The sequence below is a fragment of the Telmatospirillum siberiense genome, assembly GCF_002845745.1.
Lineage (GTDB): Bacteria > Pseudomonadota > Alphaproteobacteria > Rhodospirillales > Magnetospirillaceae > Telmatospirillum > Telmatospirillum siberiense.
On the sequence record NZ_PIUM01000020.1, the window covers coordinates 55,773 to 74,060 of the forward strand.

17 protein-coding genes and 1 tRNA gene are annotated in these 18,288 nt (G+C 63.9%); 12 read left to right on the top strand and 6 right to left on the bottom strand.

Annotated features, from left to right (window positions below):
• Positions 1-41 precede the first annotated feature (41 nt).
• From CWS72_RS16455 to CWS72_RS16465, 3 genes are read left to right on the top strand one after another with little or no spacing between them, the layout of a single operon-like run.
• A complete protein-coding gene (locus CWS72_RS16455) occupies positions 42-1,307 on the top strand; it encodes an aromatic ring-hydroxylating oxygenase subunit alpha (RefSeq protein WP_101251720.1) in 1,266 nt (421 codons plus the stop codon).
• Entirely contained in the window at positions 1,304-1,777 is a 474-nt protein-coding gene (locus tag CWS72_RS16460) for an aromatic-ring-hydroxylating dioxygenase subunit beta (RefSeq protein WP_101251721.1), read from the top strand. Before CWS72_RS16455 ends, CWS72_RS16460 begins: the two co-directional genes overlap by 4 nt.
• A gap of 58 nt (positions 1,778-1,835) precedes the next feature.
• Entirely contained in the window at positions 1,836-2,306 is a 471-nt protein-coding gene (locus CWS72_RS16465; protein WP_101251722.1) for a low molecular weight protein-tyrosine-phosphatase, read from the top strand.
• Positions 2,307-2,471: 165 nt separating this feature from the next.
• Here the strand turns inward: CWS72_RS16465 and acs are convergent, their stop codons facing one another.
• From acs to CWS72_RS16490, 5 genes are all read right to left on the bottom strand, one after another.
• Positions 2,472-4,418 carry an acetate--CoA ligase gene (gene acs / locus CWS72_RS16470; protein ID WP_241911761.1) on the bottom strand — a complete coding sequence of 649 codons (1,947 nt, stop codon included), beginning with the start codon at positions 4,416-4,418 and terminating at the stop codon, positions 2,472-2,474.
• Positions 4,419-4,606: 188 nt separating this feature from the next.
• Positions 4,607-4,942, bottom strand: a complete 336-nt coding sequence (locus tag CWS72_RS16475; RefSeq protein ID WP_101251724.1) for a Rieske (2Fe-2S) protein — start codon at positions 4,940-4,942, stop codon at positions 4,607-4,609.
• Positions 4,939-5,352, bottom strand: a complete 414-nt coding sequence (locus tag CWS72_RS16480; protein ID WP_101251725.1) for an EVE domain-containing protein — start codon at positions 5,350-5,352, stop codon at positions 4,939-4,941. Before CWS72_RS16480 ends, CWS72_RS16475 begins: the two co-directional genes overlap by 4 nt.
• A 462-nt stretch (positions 5,353-5,814) precedes the next feature.
• Entirely contained in the window at positions 5,815-6,093 is a 279-nt protein-coding gene (locus CWS72_RS16485; RefSeq protein ID WP_101251726.1) for a YciI family protein, read from the bottom strand.
• Positions 6,094-6,120: 27 nt separating this feature from the next.
• Entirely contained in the window at positions 6,121-7,149 is a 1,029-nt protein-coding gene (locus CWS72_RS16490; RefSeq protein ID WP_199175738.1) for an NAD(P)H-dependent glycerol-3-phosphate dehydrogenase, read from the bottom strand.
• Between the two features lie 170 nt (positions 7,150-7,319).
• Between CWS72_RS16490 and CWS72_RS16495 the strand changes: the two genes are divergently transcribed.
• Positions 7,320-7,895, top strand: a complete 576-nt coding sequence (locus CWS72_RS16495) for a hypothetical protein (protein WP_199175731.1) — start codon at positions 7,320-7,322, stop codon at positions 7,893-7,895.
• A 202-nt stretch (positions 7,896-8,097) separates the two neighbouring features.
• Here the strand turns inward: CWS72_RS16495 and tsaD are convergent, their stop codons facing one another.
• Positions 8,098-9,150 carry a tRNA (adenosine(37)-N6)-threonylcarbamoyltransferase complex transferase subunit TsaD gene (gene tsaD, locus CWS72_RS16500; protein WP_101251775.1) on the bottom strand — a complete coding sequence of 351 codons (1,053 nt, stop codon included), beginning with the start codon at positions 9,148-9,150 and terminating at the stop codon, positions 8,098-8,100.
• A gap of 112 nt (positions 9,151-9,262) precedes the next feature.
• Between tsaD and hemC the strand changes: the two genes are divergently transcribed.
• The 8 genes from hemC (at position 9,263) to CWS72_RS16540 (ending at position 18,279) form a co-directional block, all read left to right on the top strand.
• Positions 9,263-10,207: a hydroxymethylbilane synthase gene (gene hemC, locus CWS72_RS16505; RefSeq protein ID WP_101251728.1), complete on the top strand. Its 945-nt coding sequence runs from the start codon at positions 9,263-9,265 to the stop codon at positions 10,205-10,207.
• Positions 10,208-10,244: 37 nt separating this feature from the next.
• The gene (locus CWS72_RS16510) at positions 10,245-10,961 is read left to right on the top strand and encodes a uroporphyrinogen-III synthase (RefSeq protein WP_101251729.1); all 717 of its coding nucleotides are present in this window, start codon (positions 10,245-10,247) and stop codon (positions 10,959-10,961) included.
• A 2-nt stretch (positions 10,962-10,963) separates the two neighbouring features.
• Entirely contained in the window at positions 10,964-12,145 is a 1,182-nt protein-coding gene (locus CWS72_RS16515; RefSeq protein WP_101251730.1) for a heme biosynthesis protein HemY, read from the top strand.
• A gap of 82 nt (positions 12,146-12,227) precedes the next feature.
• Positions 12,228-12,302, top strand: a tRNA-Thr gene (locus CWS72_RS16520).
• Between the two features lie 205 nt (positions 12,303-12,507).
• Positions 12,508-14,307 carry an HsdM family class I SAM-dependent methyltransferase gene (locus tag CWS72_RS16525; RefSeq protein WP_241911762.1) on the top strand — a complete coding sequence of 600 codons (1,800 nt, stop codon included), beginning with the start codon at positions 12,508-12,510 and terminating at the stop codon, positions 14,305-14,307.
• Complete coding sequence (locus CWS72_RS16530) at positions 14,304-15,389, top strand: BsuBI/PstI family type II restriction endonuclease (protein ID WP_101251731.1); 1,086 nt, start codon at positions 14,304-14,306, stop codon at positions 15,387-15,389. The genes CWS72_RS16525 and CWS72_RS16530 overlap by 4 nt, the downstream gene beginning before the upstream one ends.
• Before the next feature lie 46 nt (positions 15,390-15,435).
• Positions 15,436-15,873, top strand: coding sequence for a deoxycytidylate deaminase (locus CWS72_RS16535; protein WP_101251732.1), 438 nt, complete (start codon positions 15,436-15,438; stop codon positions 15,871-15,873).
• A 585-nt stretch (positions 15,874-16,458) separates the two neighbouring features.
• Complete coding sequence (locus tag CWS72_RS16540; RefSeq protein ID WP_101251733.1) at positions 16,459-18,279, top strand: carbon starvation CstA family protein; 1,821 nt, start codon at positions 16,459-16,461, stop codon at positions 18,277-18,279.
• The last annotated feature ends 9 nt before the right edge of the window (positions 18,280-18,288 follow it).

Genomic DNA, 18,288 nt, shown 5'->3' on the forward strand with positions numbered 1-18,288 from the left:
GTAGATTGTATACAGTTTATCGATGGCACGGAGAGCGCCTCATGAGCGACAGGGACATCGTTTGGCCGGCCGCCGATTTTTCCCGCGTTCCCTTCGCCGTCTATCACGATCCGGCGATCTACCGGCGGGAGCAGGAACGCCTGTTCCGCGGACCGACCTGGAATTACCTGGGTCTGGCCGCCGAACTGGCTGAACCGGGGGATTTTCTCACCACCCGGCTCGGCGAAACGCCAATTCTGGTTACCCGGGCCATGGACGGCCGCATCCACGCCTTCGTCAATCGCTGCATGCACCGCGGCGCCCAGTTGCGGCGCGAGCCCTGCGGCAACGCCAAGTCCCATATCTGCGTCTACCATCAATGGTCCTATGGCCTGGACGGCAGTCTGCGCGGCGTGCCCTTCCCCAAGGGCGTGAAAGGGGCGGGAGGGCTGCCGGCCGATTTCGATCGCGGCGCGATCCATCTCGAGGAACTCGTCGTCGAGCTGCATAAGGGCGTCATCTTCGGCACTTTTTCCCGCCACGCCGAGCCCCTGGCCGATTATCTGGGCCCCACGGTGATCTCCGAGCTCGATCGCCTGTTCGCCAAGCCGATCAAAATTCTGGGCTATCAGCGCCAGCGCATCGCCGGCAATTGGAAGCTCTACAACGACAATGTCCGCGATCCCAACCACGGCGGACTGCTGCACATGTTCCACGCCACCTTCGGGCTCTATCGCCTGAGCCAGATCGGCGGCGCCAAGATGGACGCGCGCCATCGGCACAACATCACCTACAACCAGTTGGGCACCGACGACGCCGAGGCCGAGGGCGGTTACGGCGACACCGACAAGGTCTATCAAAAGGGCTACCGCCTGCAGGACATGCGGATGCTGCAGAACCGCAAGGAATTTCCCGATCCGGTCACCCTGGTCATTCTCTCGGTTTTTCCCAATTGCGTCTTCCAGCAGATCGCCAATTCGCTGTGCACCCGGCAGATCCGCACCTATGGCGCCGATGAGATGGAGCTTTACTGGACCTATTTCGGCTACCAGGACGACGATCCGGCCATGGAGGACCACCGCCTGCGCCAATCCAATCTCTGCGGCCCCGGCGGATATATCTCGATGGAGGACGGCGAGGCGGTGGAGATCGTTCATCGCACGACCCTCCCGGAACGGGACGGTCACGCCCGGGTCGAAATCGGCGGCAAGGGACCGATCGCCGATCAGCCCAACCTGGTCAGCGAGGTGCCGATCAGGGGCTTCTACGCCTATTACTGCGAATTGATGGGCTTCGACGTCGAAACGGTGGAAGGAGCCGCGCGATGATCTCCATCGAAAACCGGAACGCCGTCACCGATCTGTTGGCCGCCGCCACCCTCCGCCTCGATGAGGACGAGCTCGAAAGCTGGGTGGAGTGTTTCGAGGAAACCGCCGTCTACCGGATTCTGTCCCGCGAAAACGTGGCCCGGGGACTGCCCCTTCCCCTTTTCCAGTGCGACAACAAGAACATGCTGCGCGACAGGGTTCTTTCTCTGCGCAAAGCCAATGTCACCAACCCCCATCGCGACTGCCATGTCGCCGGGCTGCCGGCGCTCGAAGCCGAGGCGGACGGCACCATAAGCGTCACCAGCAGCTACGCCCTTTACCAGACCGACCCCGACGGCGTCGGCCGGCTGTTCAGCGTCGGGCGCTACCGGGACCGCATCCGCATTGCCGGATCGGCGGCCAAGTTCATCGAACGCGTCGTCATCGTCGACATGTTCAGCATACCGACCATGCTGTCGACTCCCATTTGACGGCGGCCCCCCCATATGCTGGAAATGCCGCTTCGGGGAATGGATTCGGGGGCTTCTCTTGGTCAGGGTTCTTTTCGTCTGCACGGGTAACATCTGCCGCTCGCCCACCGCCCACGGCCTGCTGCGCGCCCGCGCCGCCGAAGCCGGACTGGCCGACCGGGTCGAGGTCGATTCGGCCGGCACCCACGGATACCACACCGGAGAACCGCCGGACCCCCGCAGCGTGGCCACCGCCCTGGCCCACGGCATCGACCTTTCCGACCTGCGGGCGCGGAAAATCGAAGGCGGAGACTTCGCCGCCTTCGATATCATTTCGGCGATGGAACGGGGTCACGAACAAACCTTGCGCAGACTCTGCCCGCCCGGCCTGTCGCACCGCATCGGACTGTTGATGCGCTTCGCAAGCGAGGCCGGGGAGATGGAAGTCCCCGATCCCTATTACGGCGACGAAGGCTTCGAGACGGTCTTCAGGATGATCGACCAGGGCGTGATGGGCCTGCTGGAGCAGGTCCGGCGCGGCGGTGTTTAAGGAATAATTATGTACTCTCGGTGATCGGTTCCGATCACCGAGCCCTCAATCGCCGGGCGGGATACATCCGTATCCCTTGGCTTCGCGCCAACGATGGCGCGGGCCCTCAACGGGCCAGACCAAGTTTCGATGAGTCATCCTCATCGAAACTTGCGCGAACCGTCCTCAGACCCGGTTCATCCGATTGTCGACCAGATCCTCGACCACCGTCGGATCGGCCAGGGTCGAGATATCGCCCAGCGCGTCATATTCGTTGGCGGCGATCTTGCGCAGGATGCGGCGCATGATCTTGCCCGAACGGGTTTTCGGCAGGCCGGGCGCCCATTGGATCAGATCGGGTGAGGCGATCGGGCCGATCTCCTTCCTGACCCAGCCGACCAGCTCCTTGCGCAGGTCCTCGCTCGGATGGACCCCGTTGACCAGGGTGACATAGGCGTAAATGCCCTGGCCCTTGATGTCGTGCGGATAGCCGACCACCGCCGCCTCGGCCACCTTGGGATGCGCCACCAGGGCGGATTCGACCTCCGCCGTTCCCATGCGATGGCCCGAGACGTTGATGACGTCGTCGACGCGCCCCGTTATCCAGTAATAGCCGTCCTCGTCGCGCCGGCAGCCGTCACCGGTGAAATAATACCCTCTGTAGGTCGAGAAATAGGTCTGCACGAAACGCTCATGATCGCCGTAGACGGTCCGCATCATGCCCGGCCATGCGTCGGTGATGCAGAGATTGCCCTCGGTCGCGCCGGTCAGCTCGCCGCCGGCGGCATCGACGATCATCGGCTTGACGCCGAAGAAGGGTTTGGTCGCCGAACCGGGCTTGAGGGCCGTGGCGCCAGGCAGGGGCGAGATCAGGATGCCGCCGGTTTCGGTCTGCCACCAGGTGTCGACGATCGGACAACGGCCGTCGCCGACCACCGAATGATACCAGAGCCAGGCTTCCGGATTGATCGGTTCGCCCACCGAACCCAGGAGGCGCAGGCTCTGGCGGCTGGTCTTCTTGACCGGCCCTTCGCCCTCGCGCATCAGGGCGCGGATGGCCGTTGGTGCCGTATAGAAAATATTGACCTTATGCTTGTCGACCACCTGCCAGAAGCGCGAGCTGTCCGGATAGTTGGGAATGCCTTCGAACATCAAGGTGGTCGCGCCGTTGGCCAAGGGTCCATAGACGATGTAGCTGTGGCCGGTCACCCAGCCGACGTCGGCGGTGCACCAATAAACGTCGCCCTCGTGATAGTCGAAGACATATTGATGGGTCATGGCGGCATAGACCAGATAGCCGCCGGTGGTGTGCAGCACGCCCTTGGGCTTGCCGGTCGAGCCCGAGGTATAGAGGATGAACAGCGGATCCTCGGCGTTCTGCTCGGCCGGCTTATGCTCGGGCGAGGCCTTGGCGACCAGATCATGGTACCAGTAGTCGCGGCCCGAGACCATGTGGATGTCGCCGCCGGTCCGTTTCACCACGATCACATGCTTGACGCTCCAGCTGGTTTCCAGCGCCTTGTCGGCATTGACCTTCAGCGGCACCTTGCGGCCGCCGCGCAGGCCTTCGTCGGCGGTGATCAGAACGTTGGAATCGCAGTCCTGGATGCGGCCGGCCAAGCTGTCCGGCGAGAAACCGCCGAAGACGATGGAATGGATGGCGCCGATGCGGGCGCAAGCCAGCATGGCCACCGCCGCCTCGGGGATCATCGGCAGATAGATGGTGACCCGGTCGCCCTTCTTGATGCCCAACCCCTCCATGGCATTGGCTAGGCGGCAGACGCGCTCATGCAGGTCGCGATAGGTGATATGTTCGGATTCGTCGGGAGAATCGCCCTCCCAGATGATCGCCGTCTGATCGCCGCGCTCGTCCAAATGGCGGTCCAGGCAGTTGGCGGCAACGTTCAACGTCCCGTCCTCGAACCATTTGATATGCACGTCGCCGGTGAAGGAGACGTCCTTCACCTTGGTGAACGGCCGGATCCAGTCGATCCTCTTGGCATGCTCGCCCCAGAAACCCTCGGGGTCGGTGATCGAGCGATCATACCATTTCTGGTAGGTGTCGTCGTTGATGAGGGCCGATTTGGCGAAATCGGCGGGCACCGGAAATAAGGTGTTGTCGGTCGTCGTCACGGAGGCCTCCCTTATGGCTGCTCGGGCGCGTTCTCGAGGATCCGCAAGCGCTGCTCCGCGGTCGGCCCTTCGTCTCATTTGTCATGTAGAGTATGGGCAATCATAAGATGATTAACAACCCTACCAACTTTCCGGAGATTGCGAATTCATAATGATTTCGCACTGTTACCGATGTCATAGGGAAGGGTCTAAAAATCCTCGAGCCAGACCGTTCCATCGGCCAGAGTCACCGGAACCGGGGTCAGGGATTTTCCGGCGCAGGGGCCGCCCAGACAGAAGCCGTCCTCGATTCGAAAGCTGGCGCCATGGGTGGCGCACAGGATGAAACGGCGATCGAGATCGAGAAACCGCCCGGCCTGCCAGTCGAGCGGGCTCCCGTTATGCGGGCAATTGTTCAGATAGGCGAAGACACTCCCGCCGCGCCGGACGATCAATCCCGCCCGGCGCAGATCCTCCTCGCCGAAAGTGAAGGCGGCGCTGCCCGGATCCTCAAGCTCGTCCAGGCGGCACAGCGCCCGTTTCACCCGGAAACGCCACCCAGCGCGCAGATCAAGGCCCAGGCCTCGTCGTCCACCGGCATCACCGACAGGCGCGACTGGCGGACCAGGGCCAGATGATTGAGCCGGGGATCGGTCTTGATCTGATCCAGGGACACCGGTGTCGGCACCGGGCGCACGGCCTTGACGTCGACCATGCCGAACCGCCCGGAAGGGTCGGAGGGATCGGGATAATAGGTTCGCGTCACCTCGACGATGCCGACGATGCGCTTCTCATTGACCGAATGATAGAAGAAGGCCAGATCGCCGGGCACCATGGCCTTCAGATTGTTGGCCGCCTGATAGTTGCGCACCCCGTCCCAATGGGTGGTGCCGTGCTTCACCTGATCGTCCCAGGACCAATGTCCGGGTTCCGATTTCACCAGCCAATACGCCATGCAAGACCCTCCGTTGAACCCCCAAAATGGTCACGCGAGCGCGAAAAGGGAAGAGGGCGATCTGAAGAGCAGACGCCCGAAGGCCTGACGAGCCCCAAGTGGCACCGGCATCCCTGCCCATATGCGCTAGCTTAAGCCCCAAATAAGCCCTCTCCCGCGTCAGCGGGAGGGGGAAATCGGGCAAGATCCGAAGCGAAAACCAGAGGGAGAACACTGTCTCCCAACGCCTTTCCAGAGAAACACAGATGAACAAGATGAACACGGATGGGCACAGATAAAGAAAAAGCTCATCTGTGCTTATCTGTGTTCATCCCGTTCATCTGTGTTCCCGATAATGGCGCCACGGATCCGGCAAGATGCGGGATGCGGCCACCCCCGCTCTCCCGCTTGTCCGCGGGAGAGAGGCCTTAAGTTAGCGCCGATGGGCGTCCCTGCCGGTGCCCGCCTGGCAATGCCGTCAGCTTACGGGAAGACCTTCTTGTAGACCGAGACCTCGACCTTGGAGAACAGACCGGCCTTGGCGTAGGGATCCTGGGCCAGCAGCACGTCGAGCGCGGCGCGGTCGGCGACGTCGAAGACCAGGACGCTGCCGGTCATGCCTTGCCCGTCGTCGGTCAGCGTCGGCCCGCCGATCAGCACCTTCTCGATGTTCGCCTTGATGAATTCCAGATGCGCCGCCCGGTTGGCCAGGCGGACCTCCTGGTGATTGGGCTTGTCAAAGCAATGAACAAAGAACTGCATGAAACCTCTCCTGGACTGGGTTGGAAATCAGGTGGCAGGGCGGCCTTCCCCAAGGAAGCCCAATTCATGGCGGAACGGGCGGGCCAGCAGATCGCGGATCGTCTCCTCGATACCGCGGGACTGATGCAGAAGGCCGGCGACGGCGGCGCAGATCGGCAGCTCGACGCCCAGTTTGGCGGCCAACCCGCCGACGGCGGCGGCGGTCGCCACGCCCTCGGTGACCGAGCGGCGCGACGCCAGGATGTCGGCAAGGCTTTTTCCTTCGCCCAGCGCGAAGCCCAGCGAATAGTTCCGCGACTGCTGCGACGAGGCGGTGAGAATCAAATCGCCGAGGCCGGACAGCCCCATGCAGGTTTCGGCCCTGGCCCCCTTGGCCACGGCGAGGCGCATCAGTTCGGCGATGCCGCGGGTGATCAGGGAGGCGCGGGCGTTGTCGCCAAGCCCCTGGCCCTCCACCACCCCGCAGGCGATGGCCAGGACGTTCTTCACCGCCCCGCCCACCTCGGCGCCGATCACGTCGTCGGTCAGATAGGGACGGAAACTGGCGGTGCCGATCCAGTCGACCAATTGCCGGCCGATGGCGGCATCGGCGCAGGCGAGCGTAATGGCGGTGGGCAGGCCGCGCGCCACCTCGACGGCGAAGGTCGGCCCGGAAAGCACGGCCAGCGGGGCTTCCGGCAATTCGGCGGCCACCACCTCGCTCATCGCGGCGAAACTGTCGGTCTCGACCCCCTTGGCGCAGATCACCGCCGGCACGCCGGCTTTCCAGTGGGAGCGCAACCGGCGGCATTGGGCGCGAAGGAATTGCGCCGGCACCACCAGGAGGACCGCGTCGGCATCGGCCGCCGCCGCCAGATCGCCGGTGGCGGCAACCCCGTTCAAGGCGATTTCGGGCAGGAACAAAGGATTGTGGCCGTTGTCGCGGATGCCTTCGACGACCTCCGTCTCATGGGCCCACAACACGCAGTCATGCCCGGCCCGGCTCATGGTGGCCGCCAGGGCGGTTCCCCAGGCTCCGGCGCCGACGATGCCAATTCTTGCCATGACCGACCTTATGCTCCCTCGCCGCTGCGCATGACCGCGTCGGGCGTTTATGCCTCTCGTTCGACATTCCTACAAGACCGGAAACCGGGGCGGGCCGCTCCACATCGCCCAACGCCCGATGGACGAACCGTTTCGGATCGAAATAAAATCGAAATTCCTATGCTTGAGGGAGAGCTCGCGCCATGTCGTCCGGAATCGCACGCCGAAGGGAAGCCAAGGCCGCCCGCCGGAAAAAGCTGTTGGAAAACCGTCGCAAGCTTGTGCAGGGCGAAAAACCGATGCGACCAATGCCGGATTTCGGCGGCGGCGCGGCCCCCGGCGCGGATGCCTCGGACCTTGACGGCGAAAATTACAACCCCGCCGAAGCGCCGGATCCGAAGGAATGGCTCGCCCTTGACGAGCAGGAGCGCCAAATCCTCGTCGAGAATTTTCATCGGCGCGCCGGCGTTCGCCCGCCGAACGAGACGGTGCATGCGATTTTTCATGTCATCGTCGAAAATCAAATCGCCGAGGGCGACGATTTGCCCGTCCGCCGCGCCGTCGAGCGCCTGATCGATGGAGGCCTGGACCGGCACGAGGCCCTGCATGCGGTGGGCTCGGTCCTCTCCGACTTCATGTATGACATCCTGCAGGGCAAGGAGACGAAGGCCTTTCCGCAGGACGCATACAATGCCGCCGTCGAACGGCTGACCGTGGAAAGCTGGCGCCAACAGGCCAAACCCGAGGCTCCGGCAAAAAAGCGGGGCAAACCCCGGTAGGGCCTGGGACGGAATTACCGAACCAGGCCCTCTAGTGTTCTGACGCCAACGCTTGTTTCCCTCGTCATTCCCGCGAAAGCGGGAAGATGGATGGGGGTACTTTCCGTTGGCGCCAGAACTCTAGCCCGAGCGGCGTCTGAGCCCGGCGACAGCGGAGCGGAGGCGTCATATCAAACTTAAGGCCCAACGGACCCTGAGATCCTCACGCCTTGACGCCGGCACCGCGCAGTTGTTTCGCCTGCGGATCGAGCGGCCAGCGCGGGCGGGGGGCGAAATCCATGCCGTCTTGGTGGCCGAGACGGAAATGCTCCAGGCCGGCCCAGGCGATCATCGCCGCGTTGTCGGTGCACAGATTGAGCGGCGGGGCCACCAGACGGAAACCGGTCTGGCCGGCGATGTCGGTCAATGTCCGGCGCAACTGCGCATTGGCGGCGACGCCGCCCGCCACCACCAGGGCGCCGGGACCGCCGTAAGTCATGGCGAAAAGCCCCATCGCCCGTTTGGTCCGATCGGCGATGGCCTCAGCCACCGCCATCTGGAACGCCGCGGCGATATCGTCGCGGTCGGCCTCCGAAAGCGGCGCCTGATCGGCGATCAGCAGCCGCACGGCGTTCTTCAAGCCGGAAAAGGAGAAATCGCAGTCGGGGCGGCCCTTCATCGGCCTGGGCAGGGCGAAACGGCCGGGATCGCCGCGCTCCGCCGCCCGCTGCACGGCCGGCCCCCCCGGATAGCCGAGATCCAGCATCTTGGCGACCTTGTCGAAGGCTTCGCCGGCCGCGTCGTCGATGGTGGCGCCCAAACGGCGATAGCGCCCGACGCCCTCGACCGCCAGCAATTGGCAATGACCGCCGGACACCAGCAGCAGCAGATAGGGAAAGGCCAGATCGTCGGTCAGCCGGGCGGTCAGGGCGTGGCCTTCCAGATGATTGACGGCGATGAAGGGCTTGCCGGCGACCAGGGCGAGGGCCTTGCCCGTCATCACGCCCACCATCACGCCGCCGATCAGGCCAGGCCCGCCGGTGGCGGCGATGGCGTCCGTCTCGGCGAGGCCGATGCCCGACCGGGAAAGGGCTTCGGCGACCAGATGATCGAGATGATCGAGATGGGCCCGGGCGGCGATTTCCGGCACGACGCCGCCGTAAGGACGATGCTCGTCCAGTTGCGACAGCACGACGTCGGCCAGGACAGTCCGATCGTCGCGCACGACGGCGGCGGCGGTTTCATCGCAACTCGATTCGATTCCCAGAACGATCACGTCAGGTTTGCCTTTGGCGCCAAGCGCCGGAAAGAAGGTCTTCGGACAGGAATGCTCCGCCGCCTTCACTACCCTCTTTCCATCGACCGATCCAGCGCCTAAAAGAGGCACCATGACTGAGACATCTCCGCTCCGCATCGGCACGCGCGGCAGTCCGCTGGCGCTGGCCCAGGCCCACGAGGTGCAAGCGCGCCTCGTTGCCGCTCATCCCGATCTCGCTCGGCCCGGCGCCATCGAAATCGTCGTCATCAAAACCACGGGCGACATGGTCCTCGACCGGACCCTGGCGGCGATCGGCGGAAAGGGGCTGTTCACCAAGGAGATCGACGAGGCCCAGCTGGAAGGGCGCATCGACATCGCCGTGCATTCGATGAAGGATGTGCCGACGGTTCTGCCCGATGGCCTGACCCTGCCCTGCATTCTCGAGCGCGAGGATACCCGGGACGCCTTCCTGAGCCTGAAGGCCAAGCGCCTGGCCGATCTGCCGGCCGGCGCGGTGGTCGGCACGGCCAGCCTGCGCCGCGGTGCCCAGATCCTCTACCGTCATCCCCATCTGAAGGTCGAGCCCCTGCGCGGCAATGTGCAGACCCGCATGAAGAAGCTGGAGGACGGCGTGGTCGACGCCACCCTGCTGGCCATGGCGGGCTTGCGCCGGCTGGGCCTGGCCGACCGCATCAGTTCGGCCCTGGAGACCGAAGACATGCTGCCGGCGGTGGCGCAGGGCGCCATCGGCATCACCTGCCGGTCCGGCGACCAGGCGGCACTGACCCGGCTGGCCCCCCTCGATCATGCCGAATCCCATATCCGCGTGGTCGCCGAACGGGCCTTCCTGGCCGTCCTCGACGGCTCCTGCCGCACGCCGATCGGTGGTTTGGCCGAACTGTCCGGCGATGCTCTGACCTTCCGCGGTCTGGTGATCCGCCCCGACGGCAGCGAGGCCCACGAGATCCGGCTGGAAGGCGGACGGAACGAGGCCGAGGCCATCGGCCGGGCCGCCGGCGAGGACCTGCTGGGCCGCTGCGGGCCGGGCTTCTTCGATTTCAAGGCCGAGGCATGAGGCATCGCATCCCCGCCCGGTGCCGGAGCCGCGGGTGATGCGCGCCCTGGTCACCCGGCCGCGCGAGGATGCCGAAGACGTCAGCCGCGCCCTGGAATCGCGCGGGTTCGAGGTTCGGCTCGAGCCACTGCTCGACATTCATATCCATCGAAACGTCGTCCTGCCGCTCGACGGAGTGCAGGGCCTCCTTGCCACCAGCGCCAATGGCGTGCGGGCCTTGGCCGCCAATGACGCGCCGCGAACCCTGCCGCTGTGGGCGGTCGGCGCGGCGACGGCCGCACGGGCCCGCGAGCAGGGCTTTCAGAGCGTCGAAAGCGCCGGCGGCGACGTCGCCCGCCTGGCCGAACTGGTGGCGCGCCGCGTCGATCCGGCGAAAGGCGCCCTGCTGCACGCCGCCGGCAGCAAAGTGGCCGGCGACCTCTCCGGAGCGCTGGGCGCGCAAGGATTCGAGGTCCGCCGGGCCGTTCTCTACGAAGCCCGCACGGCGACAGGCCTGACTCCGTCGCTGCTTGCCGCGATGGGCGGGCAAGAGCTTGACCTCGCGTTGTTTTTCTCTCCCCGGACGGCGGCCACCTTTGCTAGGCTGGTGATGGCGGCGGATGTGGCGGACGCCTGCCGGACGATCGACGCCGGCGCCTTGAGCGAAGCGGTGGCCGGCCAGTTGGCGGTCCTGCCCTGGCGCCGGATCCTTGTCGCCGCGACGCCCGACCAGGCGGCCTTGCTGGCCGTCATCGATGCCGATCGAGGACACTGAGCATGGTCCGTATTCTTTCCTACGTCTTTGGCCTCGCCCTGTTGATCGCCGGCGCCGTCTGGCTGGCCGACCGGCCGGGCGCGGTAACCGTCGACTGGCTGGGGTGGCGCATCGAGACCTCGGTGCCGGTGCTGCTGGTCGCCCTTCTGCTGGTCGGCGCCGTGCTGGGCAGCGTCCTCCGTCTCCTCGTCAGGATCGTGCGCTGGCCGTCCATCTGGGCGGAACGCCGCAGGGACGGGCGGCGGCGCAAGGGCTATCTGGCCTTGACCGACGGATTGGCGGCGGCGGCCGGCGGTGATACCCGACAGGCGCGGAAGCTGGCCGGGCGGGCGGAAAAATTTTTGGCCGATCCGGCGCTCACCCGACTTTTGTCAGCGCAAACCGCCCAATTGTCCGGCGACGCCGACGCTGCGCAGCGCCATTTCGAGGCCATGCTGGAACGGCCGGAAACGACGGCGCTGGGCTTGCGCGGGCTGTTGAAGCTGGCCATGGACCGGGGCGACGAAACGGCGGCCATCGAATTGGCGACCCGTTGCCGGCTGGCCACGCCGGATGATCGTTGGCTGGCCGAAACACTTCTCGACATGCTGATCCGCGCCGACCGTCTGCGGGAAGCCCAGGACCTGCTGGATGACGCCCAGCGCAAGAAGGCGTTGCCCCGTGACGAGGCGGCGTCGCGCAAGGCGCGGCTTCTCGACAAGCGCGCCGAACGCGCCACCGCCGATGGCGACGAGCGGTCCGCCCTGAGCTTCGCCCGTCAGGCGCTGAAACTCGATCCGGCCTCGACCGCCGCCTCGCTCCGCCTTGCCGGCGTTTACGCGAGCACCGGCAAGATCCGCCGCGCCAAGACGGTGCTGGAAGACGCCTGGAGTCGGCGGCCGGATGCCGCCGTGGCCAAGGCCTACGCCGACCTCGTTCCGGGCGAGGGGACTCTGGAACGCTTCCGCCGGCTGGAAAAGCTGGTGGCCGGCCACCCCGACGATGTCGAGAGCCACCTGGCCCTTGCCCAGGCATCGTTCGACGCCAAATTATGGGGACAGGCCAGACGCCATCTTCTGGCCGCCGCCGACGCCCGGCCGAACGCGGGCGTCTTCCGTCTTCTGGCCCGCCTGGAACAGGCCGAATACAATAATCAGACGGCCGCCCAGGCCTGGCTCGACAAGGCCAATAACGCCGCCGCCTGAGACCTTCGACGAGTAATCGCGGCGCACATCCACCTGGGACTTGCGCGGCGGCGCCGAACACGTTAGTTTCGCCGCCTCATGTGCCGAAATAGCTCAGCGGTAGAGCAACTGATTCGTAATCAGTAGGTCCACGGTTCAAATCCGTGTTTCGGCACCATTTTAAGCCCCTGGAAGGTGATCCCTTTCAGGGGCTTTCCAATTGGACCCCCGCTCGTTTCGGCTCGGCATCCCGCTCTTCCGATCAAACGTCCAATCCAAGGATCGGTGCCGTTCGGCCGCCGCCCTATGTTCCTTATATGTTCTTCTGTTGTCATTTGTGCGCATCTGTAGCAGTAATAAACCAAGAGCGAAGGGGGACGTCGGTGGCCATCGGTAAACGCATTCAACGTCGCGAAACGAATGCGGCCTCGGCCGATACGCTCAAGGCCGGCCGGGCCATGAGCCGCGCTCTTTCGGTCTCGTCGCCCGAAGCCGACCGTCTTGCCCTGGCGCGTGCGTTCGGGGTCCGGCTGATTACCGCGTGGTGGCGGGCATTAACCGCCGAAGATGACGCCCCCCCGCCACTGCGGGCACCGCTGCAGGCTTATGATCAGATCGAACTCCCGGACTCGGCCGTCGCGCTTGCCGACAGCTTGGGCGAGTCCGCCGCGGACCTCGATGCGGAACAGGCGGCCTATCAGATCGGGCTCATCTATACGGGGATGCTGCCTTCCGAACATCGTGGCGAATTCGGCATCTATTACACACCGCCCAGTCTCACGGCGCGGTTGATTCATCAGGCAACCGTGGCCGGAGTCGATTGGACACGGGCCCGCGTGCTCGATCCCGCCTGTGGCGGGGGAGCCTTCCTGACCCCCGTGGCGCAACGGATCATCGATTCATTGCCGAATTGCAGCCCCGCGATCCTCATCGAAAACATCGCCACCCGGCTTCGGGGTTACGAGATTGACCCATTCGGTGCCTGGCTTTCGCAGGTGTCGCTCGATGCCGTCGTGCTTCCGGTTTCACGGGCCGCCGGGCGGCGTCTTCCTCTTGTCGTTACCGTCTGCAACAGCCTTCACCGCAGCCCGCCGCGCGAGCGCTTCGACCTCGTTATCGGCAATCCGCCTTATGGTCGCGTCCGTCTCGATGAGGCGGATCGCGCCCGGTTTAAACGCGGTCTCTATGGCCACGCCAATCTCTACGGTCTTTTTACCGACATGGCGATTCGCCATGCCAGGCCCGATGGCGTGATTGCCTATGTCACGCCGACGAGTTTCCTCGCCGGGCACTATTTCAAGAATCTGCGCGCCTTGCTGGCGCGGAACGCGCCGCCCGTCACTTTCGATTTCGTGGCCGTGCGCAAAGGCGTGTTCGACGATGTTCTCCAGGAAACCTTGCTCGCGACCTACCGGCGCGGGGCCAAGTCCGCCGGTGCCGCCGTGCATGAAATCACGCCGACCGACGAGATGACGCTCTCCGTTGAGGACGCCGGCACGATCCCGCTTCCGGTCGACCCGTCCCAACCCTGGCTTCTCCCCAGGACGGCGCGGCAGGCTCCGCTTGTCGCGCAACTCGCCCGCATGACTCATCGCCTTGCCGACTGGGGTTATGGCGTCAGTACCGGCCCGCTGGTGTGGAATCGCTTCAAGGATCAACTCGCCGATCAGCCGGGCCGGGGCCGACAGCCGCTGATTTGGGCCGAGGCCGTTACATCCGAGGGAACATTTCTCTTCCGTGCCGAAAAGAAGAACCACGCGCCTTACTTCGAACTGCGCCGGGGTGACGACTGGTTGAAGGTTGATGCGCCATGCGTGCTTTTGCAGCGGACGACAGCCAAGGAACAGGCCCGCCGCCTCATCGCGGCCTGCCTCCCCACGTCATTCCTGAAGGCACATGGCGGTTCGGTCGTTGTCGAGAACCACCTGAATATGGTCAAGCCGATCATTCGGGAGCCCACCATTTCGCCCGATCTGGTCGCCGCCTTTCTCAACAGTGCCGCGGCGGATCGGGTCTTCCGCTGTGTCAGCGGGAGTGTTGCGGTTTCCGCCTATGAACTGGAGGCGCTTCCTCTTCCCGCCCCGGAAGATCTGGATGAATTGAAGCGTCTCGTCGAAAGCGGCGCGAAGCGCGAGCGCATCGAGGCCGAGTGCACGAGACTTTATGCCGGGGTTGCCGAATGAATGACTTCCCGCCCTATGCCAGCCGCGAACTGGTGGCGGAGCGCTTGCCGAAGATCTTTCCCGAGGGAACGCCTAATCGGACCTATTGCGTCCGCGAACTGTCCGCCAGCACCGTTTTCGCCGCTCTTTACATCGGTGCCGTCGAGGAGACCGGCGTCTATCTCGGTCCGATTCACGTGTACCGCATGACAAAGGAACAGGCTGCCAAGCCGGAGGATGAGGAGCGGAGAGCCTACGCCGCCAATATTCTGAAGAAGAATGGCCGGGTCCCCGGCACCCGCTGGTATGCCGACAACACGCGCGAGCCGATTCGCGATGAGACTTTACGGGATGGGCTTGTCGCCATCGGGGCCGTTCTCCGGCGGGAAGATCTCCCCACGACGTCGAGCCGTCCCCGTTATGCCCTCAAGACGGAATTCGCCGCGCTCTTTGATCCGGACCTCGACGGCGAGGCCCTGGAGCAGGAAATCGTCGCGTTTCAGAAAAAGCACCTGAGCAAGAGCGCCCTCGCGCGGGTTTCCATCATGCTCTCGGGAGCAGCCGGCCACGCTTGCGGCGTATTGGTTAGCTTTCCGAGCGGTGAAACGCGTCAGCTCGCGCCGGGCCCAAGCTCCATCATTTCCCAGGCCGTCATTGAGGTGTTTGCGCCGGCTTTTCTCGATCGGCCGGCGGTTATCTGGCTCAGCGAGAGCGGCAATAAGATCGTCATGCGCGATGACAAGATTGCCAACGCCATTGGGCTGAAGATCGACGCCGCCACCAACCTTCCCGACCTGATCCTTGCGGACCTTGGCCCGGCCGAGCCATTGATTGTTTTCGTCGAGGTTGTCGCCACCGACGGCGCGATCACTCCGCGCCGGCAGGACGCCATATTCGCGTTGACCGACGGGGCTGGTTTCAAGCGTTCGCAAATCACCTTTTTGACTGCCTACCATGATCGCGAAAGCGCGGGATTTAAAAAGACCGTGGCGCAACTCGCGTGGGATAGTTTTGCCTGGTTTGTTTCTGAACCGAACGGGATCGTCATCCTGCGCAGCAGCGAGGCGAAGCCGAACCGCCTGATTGATCTTATTGCCAGATGATCTATACAGGCGCGAAACCCCTTTTATTTGAGGACGGATCTGCCCCATGAGCGCATCACCCTCGGCCTGGGACTCGAAGTTCCTCGCCCTCGCCGACTTCGTCGCCGGCTGGTCGAAGGACCCCAGCACGCAGGTCGGCGCCGTCGCCGTCGGCGAAACCCCCAATCTGCTGTCCCTAGGCTACAACGGCTTTCCGCCCGGTGTCGCCGATCTGCCCGACCGCCTGAACGACAGGGATACCAAATACCGTCTGGTCGTCCACGGCGAAATCAACGCCCTGATCAATGCGCAATTCCGCCCGGTGACCCTTTACGTCACCCATCCCCCTTGCGTGCGCTGCACGGTGCAGATCCTGGCCTATCGCAGCGTGAGAAGGGTGGTCAGCCGCAAGCCCGGTGACGACATGCTGTCGCGCTGGAGCGCCGATTTCAGCGAAAGCCGTCTGCTCTTCGAGGAAGCCGGAGTGTCGCTGGAGCTTTTTTAGAGCGCGTTGCGTTTGGATTGAATCGCGCTCGTTAGCTTGTGCGGCGTTTGAGCAATTGAAAAAATGGAGTTTTTTCAGCGTCACGCATACTTGGAGCAGTTCAGGCGAAGCGCAAACCGCTCTAGGCTGCGCCGGCATTAATCCTTACTTTTCTTCTGGTTTTTTTATGGCTTCGAGCGTTGGCCCGGTGCACAATGCACCGGTAGTTATCGCTACGGCTAATTGTCCATATTAGCAGTTGCTCAAATGTCTCCCGCAAATGAGCAGAACTATATGGAGCGACATCAAAAGTGCGACAGGTTCGCATTATTTGCGCGGCGTTCGAAAGGCGACCCCATTTCCGTGAAGGAGCCGGGGTGGCCTCGCCGGTTGATGGCGCGCTTAACTTGAGACGCGCCCTCTTCCACTATCTTCCGACGGAAATCAGCTCGGATTCGCGTGCTCTCGCCGGTGTGACGGCTCATTCACCGGTCGGATCGCCGTCGACGGCCTTTCCGCGGCCGATGCCGTGCCGACTGCGATAGCCGGTCGGCGAGGTACAAACCCCGCCGACGGTCTCCATCATGGGGGGAGGAGTGATCGGTTATGGACCATGCGTTGACATTCGTCATTTCGGCATTGTGCATCCTGGCGATTTCGTACCGGTTCTACGGCGTGTTCTTCGTCCGCAAAGTGCTCAAAATCGACGATACCCAGGAAACACCGTCGCATCAGCTCTACGACGGGAAAAATTACGTTCCCACCAAGAAATGGGTGACGGCCGGCCACCATTTCGCCGCCATCGCCGCCGCCGGCCCGCTGGTCGGCCCCATTCTCGCCGCCCAGTTCGGCTATCTGCCGGGGTTTTTGTGGCTGTTGATCGGCTGCGTGATCGGCGGCGCCGTGCATGACACGGTGGTACTGTTCGCCTCGATGAAGCACCGCGGCAAATCGCTCTCCGACGTCGCCAGAACCGAACTCGGTCCGGTGGCCGGCTGGTGCACCGGGCTCGCCATGCTGTTCATCATCATGATCACCATGGCCGGCCTGTCGATGGTGGTGGTTTACGCCCTGGCCAAGAACCCGTGGGGGGTGTTCGCCGTCGGCATGACCATCCCGATCGCCATCTGCGTCGGCATCTGGGAGCGCGTGACCGGAAATCTGCGGGCCGCCACCATCTTCGGCGTCGCCATGATCGCCATTTGCGTTTTCGTCGGTCCCGATCTGGTCGGCAACGACAAGCTGGGCTACACGGCATTCGGCAACCTGCTCTATCTGCAAGCCGGCACGATCAGCCTCATCCTGCCGATCTACGCCTTCTTCGCCGCCACATTGCCCGTGTGGATGCTGCTGGTGCCCCGCGATTATCTGTCGAGCTATATGAAGATCGGCGTCTTCGTCGCCCTGATCATCGGCGTCGTCTTCGTCAATCCGCTGATCCGCTTCCCGGCGGTGACCGACTTCATCGGCGGCGGCGGCCCGATCATTCCCGGCAAGGTCTGGCCTTTCGTTTCGATCACCATCGCCTGCGGCGCCATTTCCGGCTTCCACGCCTTCATCGGTTCCGGCACCACGCCGAAATTGATCGACAAATGGTCCGACATCCTGCCGGTCGGCTTCGGTTCGATGATGGCCGAATGCGTCGTCGGCGTGATGGCGCTGGTCGCCGCCACCGTGCTGCATCCCGCCGATTATTTCGCCATCAACTCAACCCCGGCGGTGTTCAAGACCCTGGGGCTGGAGGTGGTCGACCTGCCGCGGCTGATGCAGGATATCGGCCTCGACCTGCACGGGCGGACCGGCGGCGCCGTCACCCTGGCCGTCGGCATGACCTCGATCTTCACGGGAATTCCCTGGTTTTCCCATCTGGCCTCGTATTTTTTCCAATTCGTGGTGATGTTCGAAGCGGTGTTCATCCTGACCGCCATCGATTCGGGCACCCGCGTCGCCCGCTATCTGATGCAGGACTTCGTCGGCGATCTCTATGCGCCGCTGAAGCGTCTGGATTGGATGCCGGGCATGCTGGGCACCAGCGCCATCGCCTGCCTGGCTTGGGGATATCTGCTGTGCTCGGGCGATATCGGCTCGATCTGGACGCTGTTCGGGGTGTCCAATCAGTTGATGGCCTCGATCGGTCTGGTGGTCGGCGCCACCATCATCCTGCGCATGGCCGACAAGCGCCGCTACATGCTGACCTGCCTGGTGCCGCTCGCCTATCTCTATGTCACGGTCAACGCGGCGGGGCTGTGGATGATGGTCAATGTCTACTTCAACGCCCAATCGAAGGGCTACAACGTGCTGAACGGCGTGCTGTCGGTCATCATGTTGCTTCTCGGCCTCGCCATCTTCATTTCGGCGCTGGTAAAGTGGAAGGAGCTGCTGGGTATCCGCGCGACGCACGGGGGAGCCCCGGTTCCCGCCGAATAGCCCCTGTAA

Excerpts from the sequence above, each read along its gene's own strand:
- CWS72_RS16455 (WP_101251720.1), top strand. The coding sequence starts at position 42 with ATGAGCGACAGGGACATCGTTTGGCCGGCCGCCGATTTTTCCCGCGTT.
- CWS72_RS16460 (WP_101251721.1), top strand. The coding sequence starts at position 1,304 with ATGATCTCCATCGAAAACCGGAACGCCGTCACCGATCTGTTGGCCGCC.
- hemC (WP_101251728.1), top strand. The coding sequence starts at position 9,263 with ATGACTGAGACATCTCCGCTCCGCATCGGCACGCGCGGCAGTCCGCTG.
- CWS72_RS16535 (WP_101251732.1), top strand. The coding sequence starts at position 15,436 with ATGAGCGCATCACCCTCGGCCTGGGACTCGAAGTTCCTCGCCCTCGCC.
- CWS72_RS16495 (WP_199175731.1), top strand. The coding sequence starts at position 7,320 with ATGTCGTCCGGAATCGCACGCCGAAGGGAAGCCAAGGCCGCCCGCCGG.
- CWS72_RS16480 (WP_101251725.1), bottom strand. The coding sequence starts at position 5,352 with ATGGCGTATTGGCTGGTGAAATCGGAACCCGGACATTGGTCCTGGGAC.
- CWS72_RS16515 (WP_101251730.1), top strand. The coding sequence starts at position 10,964 with ATGGTCCGTATTCTTTCCTACGTCTTTGGCCTCGCCCTGTTGATCGCC.
- CWS72_RS16485 (WP_101251726.1), bottom strand. The coding sequence starts at position 6,093 with ATGCAGTTCTTTGTTCATTGCTTTGACAAGCCCAATCACCAGGAGGTC.
- CWS72_RS16510 (WP_101251729.1), top strand. The coding sequence starts at position 10,245 with ATGCGCGCCCTGGTCACCCGGCCGCGCGAGGATGCCGAAGACGTCAGC.
- CWS72_RS16540 (WP_101251733.1), top strand. The coding sequence starts at position 16,459 with ATGGACCATGCGTTGACATTCGTCATTTCGGCATTGTGCATCCTGGCG.
- CWS72_RS16530 (WP_101251731.1), top strand. The coding sequence starts at position 14,304 with ATGAATGACTTCCCGCCCTATGCCAGCCGCGAACTGGTGGCGGAGCGC.